This is a genomic window from Enterobacter sp. 01-M-03-SI-ECC (assembly GCF_047530215.1).
Taxonomy (GTDB): Bacteria; Pseudomonadota; Gammaproteobacteria; order Enterobacterales; family Enterobacteriaceae; genus Enterobacter; species Enterobacter chengduensis.
In genome coordinates, this window is sequence record NZ_JBLKDA010000017.1 from 87,929 (window position 1) to 114,095 (window position 26,167).

Below are 26,167 nucleotides of genomic sequence, written 5' to 3' on the forward strand. Positions count from 1 at the left end.
CTACAAAAACCTCAACTCGTAGGCCGGGTAAGGCGCAGGCGCCACCCGGCACAACGCTTATACCTAGGCGACCTGCTGATTGTCCTCTTCCGCGCTACGCTGGGCTTCTTCCGCTTCCTGCTCCAGCAGCTGCTTCTCGTACACTTTGAAGAACGGGAAGTAGATGATTGCCGATACGCAGGCCAGCACTACAACCAGAATAGCCGCGCGGAAATCCCAGCCCAGGGCCCACGCTGCGCCTATCGGCGCCGGTGCCGTCCAGGGAACGACCGAGATGACGCGCCCAATCAAATCAAACGACATCGCCGCCCAGGCCAGAACGGCGTTGACCATCGGTGCCAGCAGGAACGGAATAAAGAACACCGGATTCATCACAATCGGCGTACCGAAAATGACGGGTTCGTTGATGTTAAAGAAGCTGGGCACCACGCTCAAACGCCCGATAGAGCGTAAATGTGCGGAACGGCTGCGCAGATAGCAAATCACCAGCCCCATCGTAGCGCCCGATCCGCCAATCACGATAAAGAAGGTCCAGAACGCCTCCATAAAAATATGCGGCAGCGGCTGGCTGGCGGCCAGCGCCGTCTGGTTAGCGCCCAGGTTCGTGAGCCAGAACATCTGCAGCATCCCGGAGACGATGGCGGCGCCGTGGATCCCGGCGAACCACAGCAGATGGCCAATCAACACCGCCAGCAGGATCGCAGGCAGGGAATCCGCGGCGGAGACCAGAGGTTTAAAGACCGACATAATGGCCTGCGGGATGAGCATGCCAAACTGAGACTGAATCACCAGGCTCAGAGGATAGAGGGTCAATACCACCACCAGCACAGGGATCAGCAGATCAAAAGAGTTTTTGATCATCGGCGGAACCTGGTCCGGCAGGCGAATACCGATGTTATGCGCTTTCAGGAAACGCATCATCTCAACGCAGTAGATCGCCACCAGAATCGCGGTAAAAATCCCCGTCCCGCCCAGGCTGTCGACAGGAAGCGTGCCTTTCGTTTTCGGGGCCGCAACCAGCAGAAACGCCATCAGCGACAGCATGGCGCACATAAACGGGTCTAACTGGTGCGATTTGACATAGTGTTTGCCCAGGTTATAGGCGATGGCCGCACAGATATAGATGGACATAATGCCCATCGTCATATCAAACGGCGTCAGGATCTGGCCTTCAAACTGCTTCGCCATATCCAGCCAGGCGCGGGCGAAACCCCAGGTCGTATCAGGCGAAAAAGGTGGGTAAGCGAACACTAACAAGAATGAACCCACGATCATAAACGGCATCGCGGAGATGAACCCGTCGCGAATAGCCATAACATGACGCTGGGAAGAGATCCGCCCGGCAATTGGGCTGACGTAATTTTCTACGAAACGGAATATCAGGTTAAACGCAGCATGGTTGGCAGACATGGCAGCTCTCCTGTCAAATATTTGTTACGGGCACATTCGCGCCGCACGTTGTTCCATAAATCAGCTTCACAACCTTGCTGGCTTGTGTACCAGTGGTACTGCTCAGACGAAATGGTTTCATAATTTGCTCTTATTATTGGATACAGGGGACGTTACGCACTCAGTATTAATCGACGCATCACGCTCTGCAACCGGTTACTGTAACCGGTTTCCGTGATTGTGAAGAGGATCCAGAAATCAGCCGTTCAGGATATTTGTTACCTTAGAGATATTTACAGAGCATAATTTCTTATGACAGATTACGCAGGATATTTGTCAGGAGGAAATAATGAGTTTGCAGTCTGTACAGCAATTTTTTGCCGACAACGCGCCGGATATCGACGTCATTGAGCTTAGCCAGAGTACCGCTACCGTTGCGTTGGCAGCTGCCGCCCATCGCGTTGAACCGGGACAAATCGCCAAGACCTTATCATTAAAGGTAAAAAATGAGGTGATCCTGGTGGTGGCGAAAGGCGATGCCCGCCTGGATAACAAAAAGCTGAAAGAGACGTTTGGTGCGAAAGCGCGCATGCTCAGCAGTGATGAAGTGGTGACCATCACCGGTCATCCCGTGGGTGGCGTATGCCCGTTCGGGCTGGAAAATCCGCTCGCGGTTTACTGCGATATCTCATTAAAGCAGTATGCCGAAGTCCTGCCTGCCGCAGGCGCAATTCACAGTGCCGTGCGTATTTCCCCCGACAGAATGGCGGAGCTGACTTCCGCAAAGTGGGTGGATGTTTGCATCTGATTGATGCGCCAGAGCCTGTCTGGCGCGCAACAGGCAGGTTATAAAAAGGTCGGCTTGCTGAGTGCCGAACTTCGTGGTTCTCTTACCGGAAGGTGAGTAAGAATATCCGCTGCATCGAGCAACCCTACGTCAGAATTCACCCCCAGCTTCACCATCGCATTAAACTTATGCGCCCGGATGGTCTTAATATTGCGTTCAAGCTGTGCCGCGATTTGAGGAATGGAATAGCCGCACGACATATAGCGCAATATTGCCCGTTCCGTTGGGCTTAACATTCTGTTTTGGCTGCGGTACCAGTGATTCATCATATTGTCATTGATGCGCTGCGTTTCACTCAGCAATACCATGAGCTCCTGCTGCAGATGCTCAAGCGTCAGCGATTTACTCACCACACCGTGCAGGCGTGACGGCGAAAGATGGGTGATTAACCGTGCTTCCGTCTCATCCGCGACCAGGATAATGCGCTGAATATGACCATGCGTAAACGCGAGATCCCGCAGATGTGCCAGACAGTTACGACGTTCCTCTCGCGCATCGGAAAGTGAATAGATCAGCGAGAAAAAATTGACATGCTGAAGCGCTTTCTTAAAGCTGTCAAATTCGCTAAACAGATGCAGCTGGTAATGATTCAGGTTGGGCCTCGCAAAAAGATGCTGCAGCCCAACGGCACTCATCGTGCAATTTTCGACGATGGCGATATGTCTTGTTGAATCGGTTTTTTCCATTCCTCGAACTCTCCATAGGCTGACATCAAACTCAGCTCTCTCATTCCCTGCGTACTGTTGATCCAGGCGTACATATCGGCATTACTGCGTAAAGACAGCCGTCGCATTGCACTGTTTTTTTGCGCGCTAATGGTTTTATTGCTCTTCTTGAGCAATGTGGCGATTTGGTTAATCCCCCATCCTTTACCTAACAGACGCAGTACCTTACGTTCGGAGTGCGTGAGCGCGATAATGTGTTCGTCTTCCTCCTCCGTACTTTGAGGTTCTGGGGTCAATAACGTCTGGCTTATCCGCTCTGCGCGCTCGCTGCCTGCCCGAATAGCGTTAACCACGCCTTCAATAGGCTCCATATCAGAAAGCAGCGTACTTTCCGGGCGCATAAGCAACTCAACCGCGATAGGGTAAAGCGGCCGCGAGACTAAAAAGATCCAGTGAATATCCCGGTATTGGTTCAATAAACTGTAATACTCTTCGAGGGTGCCCCGAGGATTCCGGTATTCACCTGAAATATCAGCAATAATGACATCTGCGCGGCGTAACTGGAGCAGCGTCAGCTCCTGCAGTGAGCGGCAATAGGTCAGTTCAAAATCCGGGAAATGGCGAGCCATCACGCCCCCTAACCCGTTTTGCATCACGGGTATCCGGCTAATGACAACGCAATGCTTGCCATGTAATGACAACATAGACCCTCCGTGTCCATTCTTCATTTGATGTGTAACGTTAAAACGCATCAATGTATGAGTTTTTTCGTCCCTGAGTGTAAAACTGATTAATACAAGCAGAAGATGAGATATGTTCTTAGTTTAAGAAACGCCTAAAACATCGGTAATATCTCATAAAGCGCAAATAAAATTAATTGCGTAGCCATTAAAATAACGACAATCTAAAATTAGAATAACTAAATACAAATATTTTATATTTCCATATTAATAATTCATGGCATTGATAAATTAATCCCGCCTCCCCTTTCGCCATACGCGCTGAAACTGTTTGCATAAACCTTGATCTGGCCCACAGCAAGAGACACGGCACTTTGTGCTAAAAGTAATCACTATGGGCCAGGCGGCAACTTTCCATCTTCTTCAGGACAATACATGCAGGCAGATCGGTCAACGCAGCGTGCTATCACGCGGCTATGTATTCAGTGCGGTCTTTTTCTACTCCAGCACGGCGCGGAAAGCGCGCTGGTCGAGGAGCTTTCCACCCGGCTGGGACGGGCGCTGGGTATGGATAGCGTTGAAAGCGCGATCTCATCCAACGCCATTGTGCTGACCACGATCAAAGACGGTCAGTGCCTGACCTCCACCCGCAAAAACCATGACCGCGGCATTAACATGCACGTCGTGACCGAAGTGCAGCACATCGTCATCCTGGCTGAACATAAGCTTCTCGATCTCCACGAAATTGAGAAACGGTTCAACCAGATTAAGCCATTACGTTATCCGCGCTGGCTCGTCGTGTTGATGGTAGGGCTCTCTTGCGCCTGCTTTTGTAAGCTCAATAAAGGCGGCTGGGATGGTGCGATCGTCACCTTTTTCGCCAGCAGTATCGCCATGTATGTGCGCCAGCTGCTGACGCACCGGCAGCTGCACCCGCAAATTAACTTCTGCATTACCGCGTTTGTCGCCACCACGGTTTCCGGTCTGCTGCTGCGCCTGCCGCAGTTTGCCAACACGCCGACGATTGCCATGGCCGCCAGCGTGCTGCTGCTGGTCCCGGGCTTCCCGCTGATCAACGCCGTCGCCGACATGTTTAAAGGGCACATTAATACCGGTCTGGCACGCTGGGCTATCGCCAGCCTGCTGACGCTGGCGACCTGCATCGGCGTGGTCATGGCCATGACGCTCTGGGGGCTACGCGGATGGGCGTGATCGATTTTGTGCTGGCGCTGGCGCAGGACATGCTTCTGGCCGCCATTCCTGCCGTCGGCTTTGCGATGGTATTTAACGTCCCGCAACGCGCGCTGCCGTGGTGTGCGCTGCTGGGTGCGATTGGCCATGGCTCGCGAATGGTGATGATGACCGCGGGCTTTAATATCGAATGGTCAACATTTATGGCTTCCATGCTGGTTGGCAGTATTGGCATCCAGTGGTCGCGCTGGTACCTGGCGCACCCCAAAGTGTTCACCGTCGCCGCCGTGATCCCAATGTTCCCGGGCATATCGGCGTATACGGCGATGATTTCTGCGGTGAAAATCAGCCATTTTGGCTACACCGAGCCTCAGATGATCCTTCTTCTGAGCAACTTTCTTAAGGCATCGTCCATCGTCGGCGCGCTCTCTATCGGGCTGTCGATCCCCGGGCTGTGGCTGTACCGCAAACGCCCACGCGTTTGATATTTGTGTTATTTCGCTGTCATGGGGATAATCTTTCTGGTCCGTTTGGCGAAAAATAAGGAAAGGATGTGGCTAACCCTGGCAGCGAACACCCTGAGCACGGTGAAGAATCCAGCCTGAAAGAGAAAATTTTTCAGAGCGCCATCGCGCTTTTTGCCGAGTATGGTTTGAACGGTGCCCGCATGGAGCAGATCGCGGAGAAAGCAGGTACCACCAAACGCATGGTGGTTTACCATTTTAAGAACAAAGAGAATCTCTACCTTCTGGTTCTGGAACACGTTTACACGCAAATTCGCGCCAGTGAAAAGGCGCTAAGCCTGGCGGGAATGCCCCCGGTCGAAGCGCTGGTTAACCTGGTCGAAACCACCTTCGACTATCATGCGGACCACCCAGACTACATCCGGATTATCTGCATGGAAAACATGCAGCGCGGCCGCTTCATGCAGCAGTCGAGCTATCTTCGCCAGGTCAACCGCAGCGCGCTCGACCTGCTGGAGGGGATCCTGCACAGGGGGAAAGAAAAACAGCTCTTCAGCCAGACGGTTGACGCCCGCGATCTTCACCGCCTGATCAGCAGCTTCAGCTTTCACTACGTGGCCAACAGCTACACCTTCACGCTCCTGTTTGAAGACGGTGCGGACGAACAGGCCCAGCGCCAGCACTACCGCAAAATGGCCGTTCAGGTCGCGCTCCGTTACACCTGCCCATAAAATTGCTTGCAATTATATCGTGCACTATCTATATTCATCTCATGAACGCGAAAACGAACGATGCAACCGCTGCGCTCAGGCTGGATAACCAGCTCTGCTTTGCCCTCTATTCGGCAAACCTGGCGCTTAACAAGCTGTACCGGCAGCTGCTGGCCCCGCTGAACCTCACCTACCCGCAATACCTGGTGATGCTGGTGCTGTGGGAGCAGGATGATATAACGGTGTCGGACATCGGCGAACGGCTGTTTCTTGATTCTGCGACCCTGACGCCGCTGCTAAAGCGGCTGGAAAGCGCCGGGTTCATCAACCGCCACCGTTCGCGTAAAGACGAACGTCAGGTTGCCGTCACGCTGAGTGACGCGGGACGTGAGCTTCAGCAGCAGGCATTGGGTATTCCCCATGCGGTGGGTTGTGCCGCGCAGTGTGATACCGACACTCTGCTGGCGCTCAAACAGCAGCTCGAACTTTTGCGACAACAGCTTCACCGCGCGTAAAGCTATACTTTACGCGTGATTATTACCCATATACATCGCACGCTATTTAATAGCGCAAATTAAAGCAAGATGAGGAACCTGCCATGTCTTTAGAAAAAGTCGTTTATACCGCCAAAGCCAAAGCAACCGGTGGCCGTGACGGTCGTGCCACCTCCTCCGATGGCGTACTGGACGTAAAGCTGGGTGTGCCGAAAGAGATGGGCGGCATGGGCGGCGAAGTGACCAACCCTGAACAGCTGTTTGCTGCAGGCTACTCCGCCTGCTTCCTGGGCGCGATGAAGTTTGTGGCCGCGCGCGACAAATTTACCCTGCCAAAAGAGGCGTTTATTGAAGGTGAAGTGGGGATTGGCCCGCTGCCGACCGGTTTTGGTATCGAAGCAAAACTGAACATCCACGTTGAGGGTATGGATCCAGCGGAAGCCAAAAAGCTGGTGGACGCGGCGCACATTGTTTGCCCGTACTCTAACGCGACCCGCGGCAACATCGACGTCACGCTGAACATCATCGCGTGATAACTGCCTGATGGTGCTGCGCTTATCAGGCCTACGACTGTAGCCCCGGTAAGCGCAGCGCCACCGGGGAAATCCCCTCCTTCCCTTTCCCCTCTCTGTGCTACCATAAGCCCATATCACGCCCGTAGTCATCAGTAGAGTAAGCGTTATGTCCTCAAGAATTTTGACCACCAGCATTGCTGGCATTGATGCCTTTATGCGCGACCCGCGCGGTGTGTTGAGCCACGCCGAAGGCGGCACGGTTGCGGTTTTTGCCGACAACGCTCCGGCGTTTTACGCCATTACGCCGGAACGTCTGGCACGGCTTCTGGAGATCGAAGCGCAACTGTCACGCCCGGCGAGCGACGTCACCCTGGACAACCAGTTCTTTGATGAACCGGTTAACGTCCCCGTGACCGTTCCGATGGGCAAATTCGCCCTCTACGCGGGCTGGCAACCGGATGCCGATTTCCAGCGGCAGGCCGCGCTGTGGGGCATTGCGTTAACCCAACCGGTCACCGCGGAAGAGCTCGCCGCGTTCACCGCCTGGTGGCAGGCAGAAGGTAAAGTTTTCACCCATATTCAGTGGCAGCAAAAGCTCGCGCGACATCTGCAAATCGCTCGCGCCAGCAATAACGGCCAGCCCAAGCGCGATATCAACGCGTTTTCAGAACCGGATAAACAGATCCCCAGCGGATTCCGAGGTGCGAAATGAAGAACGTCGGCGACCTGATGAAACGTCTGCAAAAAATGATGCCTGCCAACGTGAAGCCCGCTTTCACCACGGGCGAAGAGCTGCTGGCGTGGCAAAAGGAGCAAGGCGAGATCCGCGCCGCCGCGCTCGCCCGGGAAAACCGGGCGATGAAAATGCAGCGCACCTTTAACCGCTCCGGTATCCGCCCCCTGCACCAGAACTGCTCGTTCGATAACTATAAAATTGAGACCACCGGGCAGATGAACGCGCTGGCCGCCGCGCGGCAGTACGTGGACGAATTCGACGGCAATATCGCCAGCTTCATCTTTAGCGGTAAGCCGGGCACCGGAAAAAACCACCTTGCAGCCGCTATCTGCAACGAGCTGCTTCTGCGGGGTAAGTCAGTCCTCATTATCACCGTGGCCGATATCATGTCCGCGATGAAAGACACCTTCAGCAACCGCGAAACCAGCGAAGAACAGCTGCTTAACGATCTGAGCAATGTGGACCTGCTGGTCATCGACGAAATTGGCGTGCAGACAGAATCCCGCTATGAAAAAGTGATCATCAACCAGATTGTCGATCGCCGCTCCTCGTCCAAACGCCCCACCGGCATGCTGACGAACCACAACATCGACGAGATGACCCGCTTACTGGGGGAACGCGTCATGGACCGCATGAAGCTGGGTAACAGCCTGTACGTCATCTTCGACTGGGACAGTTACCGCAGCCGCGTCACCGGCAAAGAGTATTAAGACAGTTCCAGGAATCGCCGTCAGGGCGCAGGTATATACTGGAACCCCTTCGGCCCAAAACGGACCTTTTTGAGAGAGCCACGATGAAAAAACAGATCCTTATCAGCGCCTTTTCAGGCGCGCTGCTGGTGACCGGCGCAGCGCAAGCGGCGTCCTGGCAAGATTCCCTCTCGAGTGCAGCGAACCAGCTGACCAAAGAGAGCGGCAGTTCTCAGGGCGGGCTTTCCGCTTCCTCACTCACCAGCCTGCTGGGCAACAGCTCCCAGAGCCTCAGCGCGGGCACGATGAACAATGCGGCGGGAATTCTGGAATATTGCGCGAAGCAAAAGCTGGCTTCCGTGACCGACGCGCAAAACATCAAAAACCAGGTGCTGGGTAAGCTGGGCCTGGATACCCAGGAGCAGAAAGCGGACACCAACTATATGGACGGCATTCAGGGCCTGCTTAACGCGCAGAACGGCCAGCAGCTTAACCTGAGCACCCTCGGCAACTCCTCTCTGGCAAAACAGGTGAAAACCAAAGCCTGCGATCTGGTGCTGAAACAGGGCGTGAATTTCCTCTCCTGATCCATCCCATTTTCTGCCACAACACGCCGCGTTTAATGCGATAGTCTTGCAGCGCGGCGCTAAATGAGCGTTTTTCCTGCCTGCCACCGTCTCAGCGTCCGTTTGTCAGGATGTGCACGTCTTCATAAAAACGGTTTTCTAAACCAAATCCTAATAACAGTACACTTTCGTGACACTAAAATTGCAGCTGAACGACATCGCAATTACATTGTATGCCCCAAAAATAAACAGTTAGCCAGCGAAGCATCTGGCGTCACGAGGATATGCTGTTGTCTGAACTCTTGTCTCTTATCCTTTTTCTGGCTTCCGTCGGCGTTTACGCCTGCAAAGCTGGCCGTCACACCTGGTGGTTTATCGTCACGCTGGTGGTGCTCGGCATTTTTATTATTTTAAACATTACCTTATACGCCAGCGATTACTTTACCGGTGACGGTATTAACGATGCGGTGCTCTACACGCTGACGAACAGCCTGACGGGCGCGGGGGTGGGCAAATACATTCTTCCGGGGCTCGGCCTTATCGTCGCGCTGGTGACGATTTTTGGCGCGCTGGCCTGGGTGCTGCGTCGACGTCGCCATCATCCGCACCATCATGGCTACAGCCTGCTGGCGTTATTTTTGGCGCTGGCCTCCGTCGACGCCAGCCCGGCGTTCCATCAGATCGCCGAGCTGGTGAAGTCCCAGTCTCGCGACGGCGATCCTGATTTCGCGGCTTACTATAAAGAGCCGTCGAAAACGATCGCCAACCCGAAGCTCAACCTGGTCTACATCTACGGCGAAAGCCTGGAGCGCACGTATTTTGATAACGATGCCTTCCCTGACCTGACGCCAGACCTGGGGGCGCTGAAAAATGAGGGGCTCGATTTCAGCCACACCATGCAGCTGCCCGGTACGGATTATACAATTGCCGGGATGGTGGCCTCCCAGTGCGGTATCCCGCTGTTCGCGCCTTTTGAAGGTAACGCCTCCGCCTCGATGTCGACCTTCTTCCCGCAGAATATTTGCCTCGGCGATATCCTGAAAAACTCCGGCTATGAAAACTATTTTGTGCAGGGGGCAAACCTGCGCTTCGCCGGAAAAGACGTGTTCCTGAAATCCCACGGTTTTGACCACCTGTATGGCTCGGAAGAGTTAAAAACGACGGTTGCCGATCCGACCTACCGCAACGACTGGGGCTTCTATGACGATACGGTGCTCGACGAAACCTGGAAGAAATTTGAAGAACTCTCCCGCGCGGGCAAGCGCTTCTCCCTTTTCGCGCTGACGGTGGATACCCACCATCCGGACGGGTTTGTCTCGCGCTCCTGTAAGCGCAAAAGCTATGAGATTGATGGCAAAAACAACAAATCGTTCAGCGCCGTCACCTGCAGCCAGGAGCACATTGCCGCGCTGGTCGAGAAAATCAAAGCCTCGCCCTGGTTTAAAAACACCGTCATCGTCGTCTCGTCTGACCATCTGGCGATGAAAAACAGCGCCTGGGACCAGCTCAACAAGCAGGATCGCAGCAACCTGTTCTTTGTCCTGCGCGGCGACCAGCCGCAGCAGGAGGAGATCGCCACCAAACGCAACTCGATGGATAACGGCGCCACCGTGCTGGACATCCTGGGCGGCGACAACTTTATCGGCCTCGGCCGCAGCACGCTGTCGGGGCAATCCCTGTCGGAAGTGTTCCTCAACATGAAGGAAAAAATCCTCGCCTGGAAGCCAGACATCATCCGCCTGTGGAACTTCCCGAAAGAGATGAAGGATTTCACCGTCGATCGGGATAAAAACACGATTGCCTTCTCGGGCAGCACATTCCGTCTGCCGCTGCTGGTGCGCGTGTCGGAGGGGCGCGTTGAGCCGCTGCCGGAAAGCGAGTATTCCGCGCCGCTGCGCTATCAGCTGGCCGATTTTGCGCCACGCGATAATTTCGTCTGGGTCGACAGATGTTACAAAATGGGCCAGCTCTGGTCGCAGCCGCTGGCGCTCTCGACCGACTGGTGCGTCTCTCAGGGGCAGCTTGGCGGGGAGCAAACCGTGCAGCACGTCGATAGCGCCCAGTGGAAAGGCAAAACCGCATTTAACGCTACGGTGATTGATACCGCGCGCTATCAGCACAATGTCGACATGCTGAAAACCGTCGATAACGATATTCGCTACAAGGCGGACAGCTTTATCTTTAACGTGGCCGGCGCGCCTGAGGAAGTGAAGCAGTTTAGCGGCATCTCGCGTCCGGAGTCCTGGGGCCGCTGGTCCAACGCGCAGCTGGGCAACGAGGTGAAAATTGAGTACACCCATCCCCTGCCCGAACAATTTGACCTCGTGATCACGGCCAGAGCATACGGACCCAACGCCAACAAGCCCGTGCCGGTGCGCGTGGGCGATCGGGAGCAGATCCTGACGCTCGGAAACGACGTGTCCACGCACACGCTGCATTTTGAAAACCCATCCCGCAGCAACACGCTGGTGATTGTGCCGCCCGACCCGCAGGCGACGAACGAAGGGAATATCCTTGGGCACTCACCGCGCGAGCTCGGCATCGGCATGGTAGAAATCAAGATCGTCAGTACACAAGGGTAACCCGCGCGTGCCCGGCCTTCCGCCGGGCACTTATGAAAATAAATAATTCTATAAATTCATTATAAATAAGATAAAAACACTTTATATCAGCCGTTTTAATTTATAAATATCCCGCAAAAAAGCCAAATCCATAAAATGTGCAGCTTCTGAAGTCACCACGGAGCGTTACGCACTTTTATTATGCTAACCGGCTATAAGTTCGAATCCATCCGGGCACTGCGCAGTGAAAATGTCATTGCCTGGGAGGTATTGTCCACGGCAAAGCCCCACGTCAATCTCGAAGACTACTTTGACTCAATGCCCCTGACGCAGCGTAAAGCACACTTCTTTGCGCAGCTTCGTCATGCCATGTTTTGCGAGGCGGGCGACAAGTATTATCTCAATGCGACGTCGGATTTGCTGCTGGAAACGGACTTCCTCGACAGGCTCAAAGAAGAGACGCCCTTCCCGGCGAAGCTTGCCATCGAGGTCACCGACCTCCATACGCTGGTGCAGCTCGACGGCGCGCAAAGCCAGGCTCTGCGGATATGCATCGCAACGCTCCATCAGTGGGGGATTGAAGTGTGGGCTGACGACGTCTGCGAAGACATTCTTCCCGACCTCCTGACCAGCCAGATCCGCTTCTGCGGCGTCAAAATTGACAAGCATACCTTCTGGAGCGGACGCACCGAGCAGGAGAAGTTCCTGCATCTCACCCGCCAGTGCAAGCGCGTCGCCAGCAAGGTGCTGATAGAAGGCATTGAAACTGCGGGTGATTTCGCGCTGGCCCGTGCCAGCGTGGCCGACTATGGCCAGGGCTATCTGTGGGGCAGAAAATGACGCCCTTTATTCCGAATGCTGGCTATCAGGCTATCGTCCTGAGCGGCAATGCGTTTTTATGGCTTGGCCTCAGCTCGATGATTTCAGCCGCCGTCACCCCCTGCCCGGAGATGCACTGGATCGATGACGTTACTCCGCAAGGGCTTCTGCGCCTGCAGACGCTGCTGCGCAATACGCACGTCGGACAGAACTGGCTGGTATTTACGGATGCCGCGCGGGTCTGCGACGTTAACGCCTGCCTGCGCAACGAGCGGGTCAGGGTGGTCGCAGATAACCTCTCTCTTGCGCAGCTGAGCCGCTGCTTTAGCGACACGACATTCGCCTTCGAAAACGCCGCCACGCTCTCGTATCAGGAGATGCGGGTATGCATGCTGCTGCACAAAGGATTCAGTCCGGTCCGCATCGCAAAAATCCTGAATAAGTCACCTAAAACGATCTACACCCACAAGCGTAACGCGATGAACAAGTTTTGCTGTCACAGCCTGGCGGATTTCCATCGAAAACTCTGCCTGCTGGACGCTCGGTCTTTCACATTGTAATTGCACTGTTACTCACGTCAGGAAATACGATCATGAAAATTATCAACGCTGCTGTATGTTGTTCCGCTCTCCTGCTTCCTGTTGCCGCAATCGCCGCAGACAGTACCGCAAGCGCGACGATGCACGTCTCACTTGAGGTCGTGAAGTCGTGCACGCTCAAAGCTAACGACCTCAACTTCTCGCGCCATGGCTCGGATGAATCGAGCGAAATCCAGGCCAGCACGCAGGTTGATATCGTCTGTACCAACGGTACCCCGTTCACCCTCTCGGCCACCAGCAACGATAGCAGTGATAACGGCACCTTCTGGCTGAAGCCGGAAAACGGCGAAACGGGCGCACAGAAGATTGCCTGGAAACTCTTTGCTGATGAAGGCAAACAGACGCAAATCACCAGCACCGATGGGCTCACCGACACCGGCAACGGCCAGGAGCAGAAAGAGACGCTCTATGGCGTGATTGACGCAGGTGCCCTGACGACCGCGCAGGCGGGTGCCTACAGCGACGACGTCACCTTAAACCTGGTGTACTGATCGTGCGTCGCTATCTTCCTTGCTTCATTCTGTGGCTCATGATGCTGGCGCTGCTGTCACGCTACGCGCTGGCCGCCACGCTGCAGGTGGCGCCCGTTACGCTCGATCTGCAAAGCGGCCAGCGCGCGACGGCGGTCACCCTCACCAACAGTGGAAAAGCGGCCATTCACGCGCAGATACGGGTGTACGAATGGACCCAGAAAAACGGTCAGGATGTCTTAACCGCCACCGACGAGGTGGTCAGCAGCCCGGCGATGACCGCGCTGGCGCCGGGCCAGCAGCAGCTGGTCCGCATCATCGTTATGCAGCCTGACGTTCATGAACAGGAGCAGAGCTATCGGCTGGTGATTGACGAGCTGCCGGACACCGTTTCCCGTGCGGCCAATCCCAACGGCGTACACTTCCTGCTGCGCTATTCGATTCCGGTGTTTATTGGCGGCACTCAGAATACCCCCATCGGCCACGATGCGCTGAGCTGTGAACAGGCAGACGGCCCGGCGACAATCCGCTGCTATAACGCAGGAAAAAGCCATATTCGCCTGAGCCATCTTGAGGCTCTGACGGCAAGTGGGCAGGTTGCGGGATCGGTTAAAGGCCTGGCGGGCTATGTCCTGCCCGGACAGACCGCTCTTGTGAAACTTAAGCAAGCATCACGCCATACGCTCAGCGCGTTGCGCGTCTACCTCAACGATGACCATCATGCCAGCCAGATCCCCCTGCGCCCGCTCGCTTCTCGCGCTCCTGCTTTGGCTACCGTTGATGCTGTTAGCCCGCACTGAAGGTACCGCCGACACCGTCCAATGGCTGGCCATCACCGTGAATCACGCCCCGCGTGGGGATCTGTGGGCCTGCCGGGTGGTGGACAATGCGCTGTGGATAAGCCGCAGCGACGTAAAAAAACTGGGGCTTCACGCCCCGGATGACCACGGCGGATGGGTGGAACTCACGGCCCTGCCGGGGCTGAAGGTGGAGATTGACCTGCTTGCCCAGCAGGTGTCGATTACGGCCGAGGCGAAGGCGCTCGAGGGGCAGCAACATCTGACGCTCGAAAAATCGTCCCCGCAGTACGTCTATCCTGAGGCCCAGCCCATCAGCGCGTTTACGCTCGGCTATACCCTCTACGCCAGCGATGCGCAGGGTCAACGCCAGCTGAATGCCCAGACCCAGCTGACCGCGTCAGGGGTGCTGCCCGGGACGCTCAGCAGCAGCTTTTCAAGCCGTGCCGGAGAGGAAAACAGCGCCGCCCGGCCCACCCATACGCGTCTTGAAACCCGCTGGCAGTGGGACAACACCGATTCGCTGACCACCCTGGCGCTGGGAGACAGCATCACTACGGGCACGCGCTGGAGCCGTCAGGTCCGCTTTGGCGGGCTGCACTGGGCGCGAAATTTTGAACTCGATCCCCAGCTCAATACCGAACCACGCAGCCGCTACAGCGACACGGCGGTTCTCCCTTCAACGGTCGATCTATATATTGACGGGCTCAGGCAGAGCACCCAGCACGTTACGCCGGGGGCGTTTACGCTGGATACGCTGCCCACCTTCACCGGAAGCGGACAGGCGCAGCTGGTCATTACCGACATCAACGGCCAGCGTCGCACCGTACAGCTCGATGTGTACGGGGCGCCGGGAATGCTGGCCGAAGGGCTCAGCAGCGGCTCGCTGGATATTGGCTGGATGCGGCAAAACTACGCCCAGCGTTCCGACGACTATGCCGCGTCGCCGATGCTCGACGCCGGCTGGCGGTATGGGGTCAACAATCAGCTGACGCTGGCGCTGCATACGGAGCAGCAGCACAAACTGCGCAATATCGGAACGGGGATTGACTGGCTGATATCCCCCGACGCCGGCATTGTCAGCCAGCACGTCGCGGTGAGCGACAGCCCCTACGGTCAGGGAACGCAGTGGGGCCTCGGCTGGCAGTGGAACGGCAGCGGGACGAGCATTTCTGCCAGCACCGTGCGCACCGATGCCGCGTTCGCCGACAATGCCCGCATGAGCGGTGCCGTGCCCGTCAGTCGCAGCGATAGCGTCTGGCTAAGCCATTCCTTCTCCCACCTGGGCACGCCAGGCGTGGGCTGGGTAGAACAGGACATTCAGGGCAACAAACAACGCTATCTCAACGCCTCCTGGTCCGTTTTGTTACCGGCACATCTCTCCGCCACGCTGAGCTATACCCGCTCGTTTACGGACGCGTCGAGCAACGTTCAGCTTTTGCTCTCGCTCCCGCTGGGGCGGCAGGACACTCTCTCACTCCAGGCAAACCAGGATTCGCCGCGCATGGACTATCGCCATCAGCCAGACGACCAAACCGGCGGCTGGTCATGGCAGCTGGGGCAAAGCGTTGGCGAACAAAGGGAAAGGTTTGCTGACGTGGGCTATCTGGGCCACGCCGGTGAGTGGCACGTTGGGCTCGAGCAAGGTGCTAACGCGAGAAATCAGTATGCCTCAGCCGAAGGCAGCCTGACGCTGCTGGATAACAGCCTGCACGCCCTGCGCTACAACGAGCAGGGCCTGGCGCTGGTCTCAACCCGCGGTATCGGGCACGTGCCGGTGATGCTGGAAAATCGCCCGGCAGGCGAAACCGATGAGGAGGGATACCTTCTGCTGACCGACCTGCCGCGCTACCACAACAGCAAAGTCACCATCAATCCGCTGGATCTGCCTTCCGATGTGATTGCCTCCGTCACCGACATGTATGCCAGACCGGGTAACAGCAGTGCGGTAAAAGTCGATTTCAACGTCCACCACGCCGTGACGGTTCAGGCCAGGCTGGTCGACAGCCGCGGCGCGCCGATCCCGCTGGGCAGCATCGTTTCAACGCCTCACGGCGCCACCATCGTGGGACGCGACGGGTTTATCTGGCTTGAGGACCCGCCCCTGCCGGGTGAACTGCTGGTGAAAACCGGTGAGGGGGAGTGCCGGGTCACGCTTCCGGCGCCGCGTACCGCGTCATCTATACAGAATATCGGAGAACAACCGTGTCGCTAAGAACGCCGTTATTATTGCTGCTCGTCCTGTCCATAAAGGCAATGGCGGCAGCCTGCTGGATCACCTCCATGCCCGCCATTAACTTTGGCAACGTCGTGGCGGGCAACGCCGCCTCCGTCAACGCCGAGGTAAAATTTAGCTGCCAGGCGGATAACCCCGGGACGACAGAGTACATCAACGTCTGCCTGAGCAGCATCGACGCCCCGCCCTTTAAGATGATCTCGCCGGGGGATCAGGAGGGAAAACAGTACACCCTTCTCTTCCGCCTGCTTAACGGCGTTGCGCGCTCTCAGGAGCTGGGGCCTGCCGGCAGCGGGAACCTGATTCAGCAGACCCTGGCCGCGGAAAGCAATGCCAACGTCAGCGGTACCTTTCCGCTGATCGCCACCCTACCCGCAGGGCAAAGCCAGCTTCCGGCCTACCACTACTACAACTACAACATGAATCTGCGGATAGCATGGCACAGCGCCCTGCGCCAGGATGCGCTGCAAAACTGCTCGGACGGTTCCGCAGAGGGAGAACAGGTGCAGGGCGGCACCAGCGCGCAGGCCGAAATCAGCCAGGGATGCTACATCGAGCACGTCACTCCGCTTAATTTCGGCACCCTGACCAGCGCCGCCACGCTGCGCCCGACGCGCTCCACGGCAACCCTTACCACGCGCTGTCCAGCCGGTACCGCATTCACGCTGGCGATGGGAAATGGCAATCATGCCAGCGGTAACCAGCGGCAGCTATGCAACGAGGGAGGCCAGTGCCTGCGCTACGGCCTCTGGCAGGATGCGGGGGCCACGCAGCGCTGGGGCGACCAAAGCAGCGGCGACGCGATGCAGGTCACTCACTCCGCTGGCGGCACGCAGAGTTACACCGTCTACGGCGACGTCCCGGCGCAGCCGCTGAGCGGCACGGGGGAATTCAGCGATGACGTCATCGTTACGCTGACTTATTAAACAGCGCAAAATCCTGCCTGGATCAATGTTATGGGTAACAATGACGCTAAAATAGCCAACAGCTCTGCTTAATCAGGCGAAAGGCCTGTTCTTTTATTCGTTATCTCTGTCTGTATTACAACAACTTATGAAATACCTGCTTGCTGACGCCCTCGTCTACAACGACGAGGACGGTTCTGTTTCTCTTATTAATGCACCGGATGAGGATGTGCAGATCCTCACCTGCACGGCCAATACCATTATGAAGCTGCTGGTGCAGCATCATGGGAACGTGGTCGAACGAGAAACGCTTCTTCACGAGGTCTGGGACAGCCGCGGGCTGCAGGGGTCGAACAATTCGTTAAACCAGTACATCAGCATTTTGCGAAAGCTGCTGGCAAGCCTGCTGCCCGACGTCCTGTTTATCGTCACCGTGCCTAAGACGGGCTTTATGCTCAGCGCAGAGGTCACGGTCACCGCGCTGGAGGAGCCATGCCCGGCAGCCAGGACGGCGACATCCGTTCGGCGCGTTCGCCCGGACGTGCTGTTCTGCGGGGCGCTCACGCTGGCGATCGTTGCGCTGTGCATCTGGATAACGGCAATCAAGCCGGCAACCCAGCAGCAGGAGATCCACCTGCTGACCCATATTGGCACGTGTCCGGTCTACACCTTTACGCCGCTGGCGGACGTGTTTCACGAGAGGGCGATTGGGCTGGCGCAGACGATTCAGCAGGACGGCCATCTTCCGTGCCTGAAAAACTCCATTTTCTACATGCACATTCAGAGAACGCTTTTCTACGGCCACGAAGGGCGGCTGGTGCTCTCCCAATGTTCCCTCACGCAGGGTAAAGCCAGCGCCTGCCGGACGCTTTACTATTACGAGTGGTGAAATGAGACACAAAAAAGTTTGGCTAATCCTCATCCTCAACCTGCTGCTGCTGGGCGCCGCGCTGGCGTGGTACTTTCACACGCCCCCGCTGTCGGTGGCCTGCGACGGAAACCTGACCTTTTCCGATCGGCGCGATAGCCACGAGTTCACCTTTGACGGCGAGATCATTATGCGTTTTCACCCCGACAAAACGGGGTATATCACGCTAAACGGCAGCGTGGTGAATGCGCCGCGCAGCTGGGAGGTCTCCCGCCAGGAGATGTTTAAATGGCGGCACGTAGAGGGCGAACTGTATGAGATTGTCATACAAAAAGTGGAGCGGTTTAGCCACGACGCCATGCCGCCCGGGGTCTTTGAAAAATACGTCTCGGGCCTGACGCTGGGCAATAAAAGGCTTCTGACGATAGAGCGCACTCCGCATGATGCGCTGGTGATCAGCAATTTTTACTCGCCGGTGCTGATCTGCTCGGAATAATGTCGACGGCTCAGGCTATACTTGCCGCCATGCACATTCATATTCGCTCCACCGCCCCTGACGACGTTACTGCCCTGCCCGCTATTGAACGCGCGGCGGGCGCGCGCTTTCGTGACGACCCGACGCTCGCCTGGCTTGCCGATGGCGAGGTCATTTCCGCCGAGCAGCATCTTGCTTATGCCGAACGTGGGCTAAGCTGGCTGGCGCTGGCAGACAGCCGCCCCGTCGGGTTTATCCTCGCCGAAGCGCATTCTTCTTCGCTGTTTATCGTGGAGCTTTCGGTTGATCTGGACTGGCAGGGAAAAGGCATTGGTCGGCAGCTTATCGCCTGTGCGGCTGATCATGCCCGTGAAAGAGGGCTGGCGTCGCTGACCTTGACGACGTTCCGGAACGTGCCGTGGAATGCGCCGTTCTATGCGCGGCTGGGGTTTGAATACGTTACTGAACTCACGCCTGAACTGCGTCAGAAAAGGGAAGAAGAGACAGCGCACGGCTTAGCGTTTGATTCCCGCTGCGCCATGCGTCTGCCGCTTTGATATCGCCCGGTGGCGCTGCGCTTACCGGGCCTACAACACCACGAACCGTAGGCCGGGTAAGGCGCAGCCGCCATCCGGCAAAAACCACGAACCGTAGGCCGGGTAAGGCACAGCCGCCACCCGGCAAAAACCACGAACCGTAGGCCGGGTAAGGCACAGCCGCCATCCTGCAAAAAACACGAACCGTAGGCCGGGTAAGGCACAGCCGCCACCCGGCAAAAACCACGAAACGTTGGCCGGGTAAGCGCAACCGCCACCCGGCAAAAACCACGAACCGTAGGCCGGGTAAGGCGCAGCCGCCACCCGGCAAAAAACTACGAACCGTAGGCCGGGTAAGGCGCAGCCGCCACCCGGCAAAAACCACGAACCGTAGGCCGGGTAAGGCGTAGCCGCCACCCGGCACAACGCGCACAGGACTAGAACGTTTCCCAGTTATCGCCTGAATCGACCGTCGCGGTTTTACGCGCCGTCACCGGCGTGGAAACCGCTTTAGCCGCAGCGAATTCGCGCGCCTTCATCTGCTCCTGCTGAATGCGGAACACCGCTACGGCCTGCGTCAGGCGGCTCGCCTGTTCTTCCAGCGCGGCAGCCGCTGCGGCAGATTCCTCAACCAGCGAGGCGTTCTGCTGGGTGACGCGATCCATCTCGGCCACCGCCAGACCCACCTGGTCAATACCGCGGCTCTGCTCGTCGGACGCAGAGGCGATTTCACCCATGATGTCCGTTACGCGGGTAACTGCATTCACGATCTCACCCATGGTTTCACCGGCGCTTTCGACCAGCGTTGAACCCACCTCCACGCGACCCACGGAGTCTTCAATCAGGCTCTTGATCTCGCGTGCAGCCTGGGCGCTGCGCTGGGCCAGGTTACGCACTTCACCCGCCACCACCGCAAAACCACGGCCCTGCTCGCCCGCGCGCGCCGCTTCTACCGCCGCGTTCAGTGCCAGAATGTTGGTCTGGAAAGCAATGCCGTCGATCACGCTGATAATGTCGGCAATCTTCTGCGAACTGCCCGCGATATCGCGCATGGTCTGCACCACGTTATCCACCACTTTGCCGCCCTTCTGCGCGGTTTCAGAGGCGCTCAGCGCAAGATGGCTCGCCTGACGGGCGTTCTCGGCGTTCTGCTTCACGGTCGCCGTCAGCTGCTCCATGCTGGCAGCGGTCTCTTCCAGGGAAGCGGCCTGCTGTTCAGTACGGGAGGAGAGGTCGTTGTTGCCCATCGCGATTTCGCTCGCGCCGCTGTAGATCGCATTCGCGCCGTTACGCACGTCGCCAACGGTACGCACCAGCTCACCCTGCATATGACGCAGGGAGTCGGCCAGTTCACCCATCTCGTTGGTGCCCTGAACCTCAATGCGCTTCACCAGGTCGCCGCTGGCGATATGGCGAATATTATCGATCAGACGATTGAGCGGGGAGATCAGCGTCTGCTTGATGTTCAGCCAGACGGCCACAATCACCACCAGCACGGCAATCAGGACGCCGATCAGCACCCAGATAGCCTGGCTGTAGGAGCTGTTGCTGTCTTCGACCGCCGTCTGGTACAGCTTGTCGTTCTGCTGCAGGTAGCTCACATATTGCTTCTCAAAACCATCCTGGTAGCTCTGGGTCGGCTGGTCGAAGAAGGCGTTAATTTTGCCCGCGCCCAGCAGCTGAATCAGCTCCGCCAGCGCGCCGTGGTAGATATCATAGTTACGCTTGATCTCCATGGCATCCGCATCGCTTTGACGCGGATCGCGCGGCAGGGCTTCATAGTCAGCCCAGTTTTTTTCCGCCTGTTTCAGAGACGCAGACGCAATTTGCATCAAGTCGTTCACGGTCGCGCCGCTGCCGATATTGCTCTGATCCATCATGTAGCGGATACCCGCGCGGTTCAGGGTATTACGGGTTTGCAGCAACGCTACCCAACTGCCGTTCAGCGTGGACTGTTGCTGGCGAATGGTTTGCAGGACGGTGAAATTCTCTTTGTCATTCTTCAGAGCATTAAAGAAAAGACCACCGGATGTGAGTTGTAAAAGGCCAAATATCGCTAAAACCAGCATTAAGCTGGTGACAATCTTGATACGGTTTAACATGTTTTCTCTTTCCTCAGACAGATACAGAATTTTCGGCCTGGAAAGGGAAAACTTTACGAAAATCATCCTGGAATTTGGGGTTTTTACTCTTCTTCCCGTCCTGCGTTATGCCGGTTTCCGAGTTCAATAAACTCTTCCAGCAGCGCCGTCAGCTGTTTCATCTTCTCCGGCGTGTATTCCGCCTCAATCTGCTGATACGCCTCTTCAACCTGCGCCTGCGCGTGTTCATACAGCGCATTCCCCTCTTTGGTCAGCGACACGTACAGCTTGCGCTGGTCGTTTACCGGCTTTAAGCGCAGCACCAGGCCGTCGCGCTCCATGCGCGTCAGAATGCCGGTCAGGCTGGGACGCAAAATACAGGTGCGAAACGCCAGATCGTGAAAATCCATCGACGGATGTTCAGCCAGCACGCGCACGATGCGCCACTGCTGTTCGGTCAGGTTATGGCGCTTCACGATCGGGCGGAAGTAGGACATCGCCGCTTCCCGCGCCTGCAGCAGCGCGATGGTTAATGAATCATGCATGGCTTCTCCCCTTCACATCATTAACAAGTAAACAATCCATAAGAGATGCTTTTATAAACAACACGTTTTTCATCAAAAAGTCTAACAGAAACCCACCAAACTCATTAACAACATGATTTTAATAGCAATATAAAACAGAATGTAAATTTATTGTTATTCATATCACAAATGTTTCACTTCTGATTGCGAAATAAACAGCAAAAGCATAAAACCAGATCATTAACATATTAATGAAATCCAAACCGGACATCCGGCCTGAGGAGTATGTGAATGAAAGGTACCGTTTTTGCCGTCGCCCTCAACCATCAAAGCCAGCGGGAAGCCTGGCGCGAGGCGTTTGAAAAAGCCCCCTACAGCACGCCGCCGAAAACGGCGGTATGGTTCATCAAACCGCATAACACCGTGATCCGCGCAGGCGAACCCATTCCGTTCCCGCAGGGGGAAACGGTGCTGAGCGGTGCGACGGTAGCGCTGGTGGTGGGCAAAACCGCCAGCAGGGTGCGCGTGGAGGACGCGGCGGCGTACATCGCCGGGTATGCGCTCGCCAACGAGGTGAGCCTGCCGGAAGAGAGCTTCTACCGCCCGGCGATCAAGGCCAAATGCCGGGACGGCTTCTGCCCGCTCGGCGAGCTGGTCAACGTTGAGAACGTGGATAACCTGACCCTCATCACCGAAATTAACGGTCGCGAAGCGGACCACTGGAACACGGCCGATCTTCAGCGCAACGCCGCCGAGCTGCTGAGCGTCCTGAGCGAGTTCGCCACCCTCAATCCCGGCGATGCGATCCTGCTCGGCACCCCGCACAGCCGGGTTGAGATCCGCCCAGGCGATCGCGTGCGTATTCTGGCGGAAGGCTTTCCGCCGCTGGAAAACCCGGTGGTGGATGAACGCGACGTCATTCCCGCTCACCGCACGCCGCCGCACGCCACGCTGTTTGCCCTCGGCCTGAACTACGCCGATCACGCCAGCGAGCTGGACTTTAAGCCGCCTACCGAACCGCTGGTGTTTATCAAAGCGCCGAACACCTTTAACGGCGACAACCAGACCTCGGTGCGCCCGAACAATATTGAATACATGCACTACGAAGCGGAGCTGGTGGTAGTCATCGGCAAAACCGCCCGTAAGGTGAGCGAAGCCGAGGCGATGGACTATGTTGCGGGCTACACGGTCTGCAACGACTACGCCATCCGCGACTACCTTGAAAACTACTACCGCCCGAACCTGCGGGTGAAAAGCCGCGACGGGCTGACCCCCATCAGCCCAAACATCGTGCCAAAAGAGGCTATTCCCGACCCGCACAACCTGACCCTGCGCACCTTCGTCAACGGCGAGATGCGACAGCTTGGCACCACGGCGGATCTGATCTTCAGCATTCCGTTCCTGATTGCCTACCTGAGCGATTTTATGACCCTGCAGCCGGGCGACATGATTGCCACCGGCACGCCGAAAGGGCTTTCCGACGTGGTGCCGGGGGATGAAGTGGTGGTGGAAGTGGAAGGCGTAGGACGCCTGGCGAACCGAATTGTGAGTGAGGAGACGGCAAAATGAAAAAGATTAACCACTGGATCAACGGTAAAAACGTCGCCGGAAGCGAGTACTTCCACACCACCAACCCGGCCTCCGGCGAGGTGCTGGCCGAAGTCGCTTCCGGCGGGGAAGCGGAAATTCACCAGGCCGTCGCCGCCGCGAAAGAGGCATTCCCGAAATGGGCCAACCTGCCGATGAAGGAGCGCGCGCGCCTGATGCGCCGTCTGGGCGATCTGATCGACCAGAACGTCCCGGAGATCGCCGCCATGGAGACCGCCGACACCGGCCTGCCGATCCACCAGACCAAAAACGTGCTCATCCCGCGCGCCTCACACAACTTCGAATTTTTCGCCGAGGTGTGCCAGCAGATGAACGGCAAAACCTACCCGGTCGACGACAAGATGCTGAACTACACCCTGGTGCAGCCGGTGGGCGTCTGCGCGCTGGTGTCGCCGTGGAACGTGCCGTTCATGACCGCCACCTGGAAGGTCGCCCCGTGCCTGGCGCTCGGCAACACCGCGGTGCTGAAGATGTCTGAACTCTCGCCGCTGACCGCCGACCGCCTGGGCGAGCTGGCCCTCGAAGCGGGTATTCCGGCGGGCGTGCTGAACGTCGTTCAGGGCTACGGCGCCACGGCAGGCGACGCGCTGGTGCGTCATCACGACGTGCGCGCCGTGTCGTTTACCGGCGGCACCGCCACCGGGCGCAACATCATGAAAAACGCCGGGCTGAAGAAGTACTCCATGGAGCTGGGCGGCAAATCGCCGGTGCTGATTTTTGAGGATGCCGACATTGAGCGCGCGCTGGACGCCGCTCTGTTCACCATCTTCTCCATCAACGGCGAGCGCTGCACAGCGGGCTCGCGCATCTTCATCCAGCAGAGCATCTACCCGGAATTCGTGAAGCGCTTTGCCGAGCGCGCCAGCCGCCTGCGCGTGGGCGACCCGACCGATCCGAACACCCAGGTTGGCGCGCTGATTAGCCAACAGCACTGGGAGAAAGTCTCCGGCTATATTCGCCTCGGCATCGAGGAAGGCGCGACCCTGCTGGCGGGCGGCCCGGACAAACCAGCCGACCTGCCTGCGCACCTTCGCGGCGGCAACTTCCTGCGCCCGACCGTGCTGGCGGACGTCGATAACCGCATGCGCGTGGCGCAGGAGGAGATCTTCGGGCCGGTGGCCTGCCTGCTGCCGTTCAAGGACGAAGCGGAAGGGCTTCGCCTGGCGAACGACGTGGAGTACGGCCTGGCGTCGTACATCTGGACCCAGGACGTCAGCAAGGTGCTGCGCCTGGCGCGCAATATCGAAGCGGGCATGGTGTTCGTGAATACCCAGAACGTGCGCGACCTGCGCCAGCCGTTTGGCGGCGTGAAGGCCTCCGGCACCGGCCGCGAGGGCGGTGAGTACAGCTTCGAGGTGTTCGCGGAGATGAAGAACGTCTGCATCTCCATGGGCGACCATCCGATTCCAAAGTGGGGGATCTGACCATGGGTACATTAGCGTTAGCGGCAAAAATCACCCACGTGCCGTCGATGTATCTCTCCGAGCTGCCGGGGAAAAACCACGGCTGCCGCCAGTCGGCCATCGACGGGCATAAAGAAATCAGCAAGCGCTGCCGGGAGCTGGGCGTCGACACCATCATCGTGTTCGACACCCACTGGCTGGTGAACAGCGCCTACCACATCAACTGTGCGGACCATTTTTCGGGCGTCTACACCAGCAACGAGCTGCCGCACTTTATCCGCGACATGACCTACGACTACGACGGCAACCCGGCGCTCGGCCAGCTGATCGCCGACGAGGCGGTGAAGCGTGGCGTGCGCGCCAAGGCGCACAACATTCCGAGCCTGAAGCTGGAGTACGGCACGCTGGTGCCGATGCGCTACATGAATGCGGATAAACGCTTCAAGGTGGTCTCCATCTCGGCGTTCTGCACGGTTCACGACTTCGCCGACAGCCGCAGGCTGGGCGAGGCCATCGTCAGCGCCATCGAAAAATACGACGGTACCGTGGCGGTGCTCGCCAGCGGCTCGCTGTCGCACCGCTTTATTGACGACCAGCGCGCCGAGGAAGGAATGAACAGCTACACCCGCGAGTTTGACCGCCAGATGGACGAGCGGGTGGTGAAGCTGTGGCGCGAGGGCCAGTTCAAAGAGTTTTGCAGCATGCTGCCGGAATACGCTGACTACTGCTACGGCGAGGGCAACATGCACGACACGGTGATGCTGCTGGGCATGCTCGGCTGGGACAAATACGACGGCAAGGTGGAGTTTCTCACCGAGCTGTTCGCCAGCTCCGGCACCGGCCAGGTCAACGCCGTTTTCCCGCTGCCCGCTTAGGAGCCACCATGCCGCACTTTATTGCTGAATGTACCGACAACATCCGCGAGCAGGCCGACCTGCCGGGGCTGTTCGCCAAAGTGAACGAAGCGCTGGCCGCGACCGGCATCTTCCCGATCGGCGGTATCCGCAGCCGCGCCCACTGGCTGGACACCTGGCAGATGGCGGACGGCAGGCACGATTACGCCTTCGTGCATATGACGCTGAAGATTGGTGCCGGGCGCAGCCTGGAGAGCCGGCAAGCCGTGGGTGAGATGCTTTTTGGGCTTATCAAAGCGCATTTTGCCGACCTCATGGCCGCCCGTTATCTGGCGCTGTCGTTTGAGCTCGACGAACTGCACCCGACGCTCAATTACAAACAAAACAACGTGCACGCGTTGTTTACGTAGTCGTCTGCTTGCCCGGTGGCGCTGCGCTTACCGGGCCTACAACGGCCCCGAACGCAGGCCGGGTAAGCAAAGCGC

The 26,167-nt window shown here is 57.4% G+C and carries 28 protein-coding genes; 23 read left to right on the forward strand and 5 right to left on the reverse strand.

Annotated elements, in window-relative coordinates; genetic code table 11:
• Positions 1 to 63 precede the first annotated feature (63 nt).
• On the reverse strand, positions 64 to 1,410 hold the full coding sequence (locus tag ACMWKK_RS16195) for a PTS sugar transporter subunit IIC (protein WP_048994492.1): 1,347 nt from the start codon (positions 1,408 to 1,410) through the stop codon (positions 64 to 66).
• A 328-nt stretch (positions 1,411 to 1,738) separates the two neighbouring features.
• On the opposite strand from ACMWKK_RS16195, the gene ACMWKK_RS16200 reads away from it, so the two are divergent.
• The gene (locus ACMWKK_RS16200) at positions 1,739 to 2,197 is read left to right on the forward strand and encodes a YbaK/EbsC family protein (protein ID WP_045327570.1); all 459 of its coding nucleotides are present in this window, start codon (positions 1,739 to 1,741) and stop codon (positions 2,195 to 2,197) included.
• A gap of 38 nt (positions 2,198 to 2,235) precedes the next feature.
• Here the strand turns inward: ACMWKK_RS16200 and bglJ are convergent, their stop codons facing one another.
• Both bglJ and ACMWKK_RS16210 read right to left on the reverse strand, forming a co-directional pair.
• Positions 2,236 to 2,871 carry a DNA-binding transcriptional activator BglJ gene (gene bglJ, locus ACMWKK_RS16205; RefSeq protein WP_112781608.1) on the reverse strand — a complete coding sequence of 212 codons (636 nt, stop codon included), beginning with the start codon at positions 2,869 to 2,871 and terminating at the stop codon, positions 2,236 to 2,238.
• The gene (locus tag ACMWKK_RS16210; protein WP_045327566.1) at positions 2,868 to 3,605 is read right to left on the reverse strand and encodes a helix-turn-helix transcriptional regulator; all 738 of its coding nucleotides are present in this window, start codon (positions 3,603 to 3,605) and stop codon (positions 2,868 to 2,870) included. Before ACMWKK_RS16210 ends, bglJ begins: the two co-directional genes overlap by 4 nt.
• A gap of 411 nt (positions 3,606 to 4,016) precedes the next feature.
• On the opposite strand from ACMWKK_RS16210, the gene ACMWKK_RS16215 reads away from it, so the two are divergent.
• From ACMWKK_RS16215 to ACMWKK_RS16300, 18 genes are all read left to right on the forward strand, one after another.
• Complete coding sequence (locus ACMWKK_RS16215) at positions 4,017 to 4,793, forward strand: threonine/serine ThrE exporter family protein (protein WP_045327564.1); 777 nt, start codon at positions 4,017 to 4,019, stop codon at positions 4,791 to 4,793.
• Positions 4,784 to 5,257: a threonine/serine exporter gene (locus ACMWKK_RS16220; RefSeq protein WP_045327562.1), complete on the forward strand. Its 474-nt coding sequence runs from the start codon at positions 4,784 to 4,786 to the stop codon at positions 5,255 to 5,257. The genes ACMWKK_RS16215 and ACMWKK_RS16220 overlap by 10 nt, the downstream gene beginning before the upstream one ends.
• A 68-nt stretch (positions 5,258 to 5,325) precedes the next feature.
• Complete coding sequence (locus ACMWKK_RS16225) at positions 5,326 to 5,967, forward strand: TetR family transcriptional regulator (protein ID WP_045327560.1); 642 nt, start codon at positions 5,326 to 5,328, stop codon at positions 5,965 to 5,967.
• 41 nt (positions 5,968 to 6,008) lie between these two features.
• A complete protein-coding gene (locus ACMWKK_RS16230) occupies positions 6,009 to 6,461 on the forward strand; it encodes a MarR family winged helix-turn-helix transcriptional regulator (RefSeq protein WP_112781607.1) in 453 nt (150 codons plus the stop codon).
• Positions 6,462 to 6,544: 83 nt separating this feature from the next.
• Positions 6,545 to 6,973 (forward strand): organic hydroperoxide resistance protein, encoded by a 429-nt coding sequence (locus tag ACMWKK_RS16235; RefSeq protein WP_013095463.1) that lies wholly within the window; start codon positions 6,545 to 6,547, stop codon positions 6,971 to 6,973.
• 148 nt (positions 6,974 to 7,121) lie between these two features.
• A complete protein-coding gene (gene dnaT / locus ACMWKK_RS16240; RefSeq protein ID WP_045327557.1) occupies positions 7,122 to 7,667 on the forward strand; it encodes a primosomal protein DnaT in 546 nt (181 codons plus the stop codon).
• Positions 7,664 to 8,401 carry a DNA replication protein DnaC gene (gene dnaC, locus ACMWKK_RS16245; RefSeq protein ID WP_045327555.1) on the forward strand — a complete coding sequence of 246 codons (738 nt, stop codon included), beginning with the start codon at positions 7,664 to 7,666 and terminating at the stop codon, positions 8,399 to 8,401. The genes dnaT and dnaC overlap by 4 nt, the downstream gene beginning before the upstream one ends.
• A gap of 83 nt (positions 8,402 to 8,484) precedes the next feature.
• Complete coding sequence (locus tag ACMWKK_RS16250) at positions 8,485 to 8,967, forward strand: DUF2501 domain-containing protein (protein WP_112781606.1); 483 nt, start codon at positions 8,485 to 8,487, stop codon at positions 8,965 to 8,967.
• A 269-nt stretch (positions 8,968 to 9,236) separates the two neighbouring features.
• Complete coding sequence (gene opgB / locus ACMWKK_RS16255; protein WP_112781638.1) at positions 9,237 to 11,528, forward strand: phosphatidylglycerol--membrane-oligosaccharide glycerophosphotransferase; 2,292 nt, start codon at positions 9,237 to 9,239, stop codon at positions 11,526 to 11,528.
• Between the two features lie 180 nt (positions 11,529 to 11,708).
• Positions 11,709 to 12,347: an EAL domain-containing protein gene (locus tag ACMWKK_RS16260; protein ID WP_045327551.1), complete on the forward strand. Its 639-nt coding sequence runs from the start codon at positions 11,709 to 11,711 to the stop codon at positions 12,345 to 12,347.
• On the forward strand, positions 12,344 to 12,886 hold the full coding sequence (locus tag ACMWKK_RS16265) for a helix-turn-helix transcriptional regulator (protein ID WP_045327549.1): 543 nt from the start codon (positions 12,344 to 12,346) through the stop codon (positions 12,884 to 12,886). Before ACMWKK_RS16260 ends, ACMWKK_RS16265 begins: the two co-directional genes overlap by 4 nt.
• Positions 12,887 to 12,918: 32 nt before the next feature.
• Positions 12,919 to 13,416, forward strand: coding sequence for a spore coat U domain-containing protein (locus ACMWKK_RS16270; RefSeq protein ID WP_045327546.1), 498 nt, complete (start codon positions 12,919 to 12,921; stop codon positions 13,414 to 13,416).
• 2 nt (positions 13,417 to 13,418) lie between these two features.
• Positions 13,419 to 14,195 carry a molecular chaperone gene (locus tag ACMWKK_RS16275; RefSeq protein ID WP_112781605.1) on the forward strand — a complete coding sequence of 259 codons (777 nt, stop codon included), beginning with the start codon at positions 13,419 to 13,421 and terminating at the stop codon, positions 14,193 to 14,195.
• Complete coding sequence (locus ACMWKK_RS16280; RefSeq protein ID WP_406542866.1) at positions 14,116 to 16,407, forward strand: fimbria/pilus outer membrane usher protein; 2,292 nt, start codon at positions 14,116 to 14,118, stop codon at positions 16,405 to 16,407. The genes ACMWKK_RS16275 and ACMWKK_RS16280 overlap by 80 nt, the downstream gene beginning before the upstream one ends.
• Positions 16,398 to 17,354 carry a spore coat U domain-containing protein gene (locus ACMWKK_RS16285; protein WP_112781603.1) on the forward strand — a complete coding sequence of 319 codons (957 nt, stop codon included), beginning with the start codon at positions 16,398 to 16,400 and terminating at the stop codon, positions 17,352 to 17,354. The genes ACMWKK_RS16280 and ACMWKK_RS16285 overlap by 10 nt, the downstream gene beginning before the upstream one ends.
• Before the next feature lie 127 nt (positions 17,355 to 17,481).
• The gene (locus ACMWKK_RS16290) at positions 17,482 to 18,222 is read left to right on the forward strand and encodes a winged helix-turn-helix domain-containing protein (protein WP_112781602.1); all 741 of its coding nucleotides are present in this window, start codon (positions 17,482 to 17,484) and stop codon (positions 18,220 to 18,222) included.
• Between the two features lies 1 nt (position 18,223).
• Positions 18,224 to 18,697, forward strand: coding sequence for a hypothetical protein (locus ACMWKK_RS16295; protein ID WP_045327541.1), 474 nt, complete (start codon positions 18,224 to 18,226; stop codon positions 18,695 to 18,697).
• A gap of 29 nt (positions 18,698 to 18,726) precedes the next feature.
• A complete protein-coding gene (locus tag ACMWKK_RS16300) occupies positions 18,727 to 19,233 on the forward strand; it encodes a GNAT family N-acetyltransferase (RefSeq protein ID WP_112781601.1) in 507 nt (168 codons plus the stop codon).
• A gap of 416 nt (positions 19,234 to 19,649) precedes the next feature.
• Here ACMWKK_RS16300 and tsr read toward each other — a convergent pair whose 3' ends face one another.
• Complete coding sequence (gene tsr, locus ACMWKK_RS16305; protein ID WP_112781637.1) at positions 19,650 to 21,314, reverse strand: methyl-accepting chemotaxis protein; 1,665 nt, start codon at positions 21,312 to 21,314, stop codon at positions 19,650 to 19,652.
• An 83-nt stretch (positions 21,315 to 21,397) separates the two neighbouring features.
• On the reverse strand, positions 21,398 to 21,838 hold the full coding sequence (gene hpaR, locus ACMWKK_RS16310) for a homoprotocatechuate degradation operon regulator HpaR (protein ID WP_045327540.1): 441 nt from the start codon (positions 21,836 to 21,838) through the stop codon (positions 21,398 to 21,400).
• A gap of 270 nt (positions 21,839 to 22,108) precedes the next feature.
• On the opposite strand from hpaR, the gene hpaG reads away from it, so the two are divergent.
• The 4 genes from hpaG to ACMWKK_RS16330 are packed head-to-tail and all read left to right on the forward strand — an operon-like array spanning position 22,109 to position 26,092.
• Positions 22,109 to 23,386, forward strand: a complete 1,278-nt coding sequence (gene hpaG / locus ACMWKK_RS16315) for a 4-hydroxyphenylacetate degradation bifunctional isomerase/decarboxylase (protein WP_112781600.1) — start codon at positions 22,109 to 22,111, stop codon at positions 23,384 to 23,386.
• On the forward strand, positions 23,383 to 24,849 hold the full coding sequence (gene hpaE, locus ACMWKK_RS16320; RefSeq protein ID WP_112781599.1) for a 5-carboxymethyl-2-hydroxymuconate semialdehyde dehydrogenase: 1,467 nt from the start codon (positions 23,383 to 23,385) through the stop codon (positions 24,847 to 24,849). Before hpaG ends, hpaE begins: the two co-directional genes overlap by 4 nt.
• 2 nt (positions 24,850 to 24,851) lie before the next feature.
• Positions 24,852 to 25,703, forward strand: a complete 852-nt coding sequence (gene hpaD, locus ACMWKK_RS16325; protein WP_112781598.1) for a 3,4-dihydroxyphenylacetate 2,3-dioxygenase — start codon at positions 24,852 to 24,854, stop codon at positions 25,701 to 25,703.
• Between the two features lie 8 nt (positions 25,704 to 25,711).
• Complete coding sequence (locus ACMWKK_RS16330) at positions 25,712 to 26,092, forward strand: 5-carboxymethyl-2-hydroxymuconate Delta-isomerase (RefSeq protein WP_045327536.1); 381 nt, start codon at positions 25,712 to 25,714, stop codon at positions 26,090 to 26,092.
• Positions 26,093 to 26,167 lie beyond the last annotated feature (75 nt).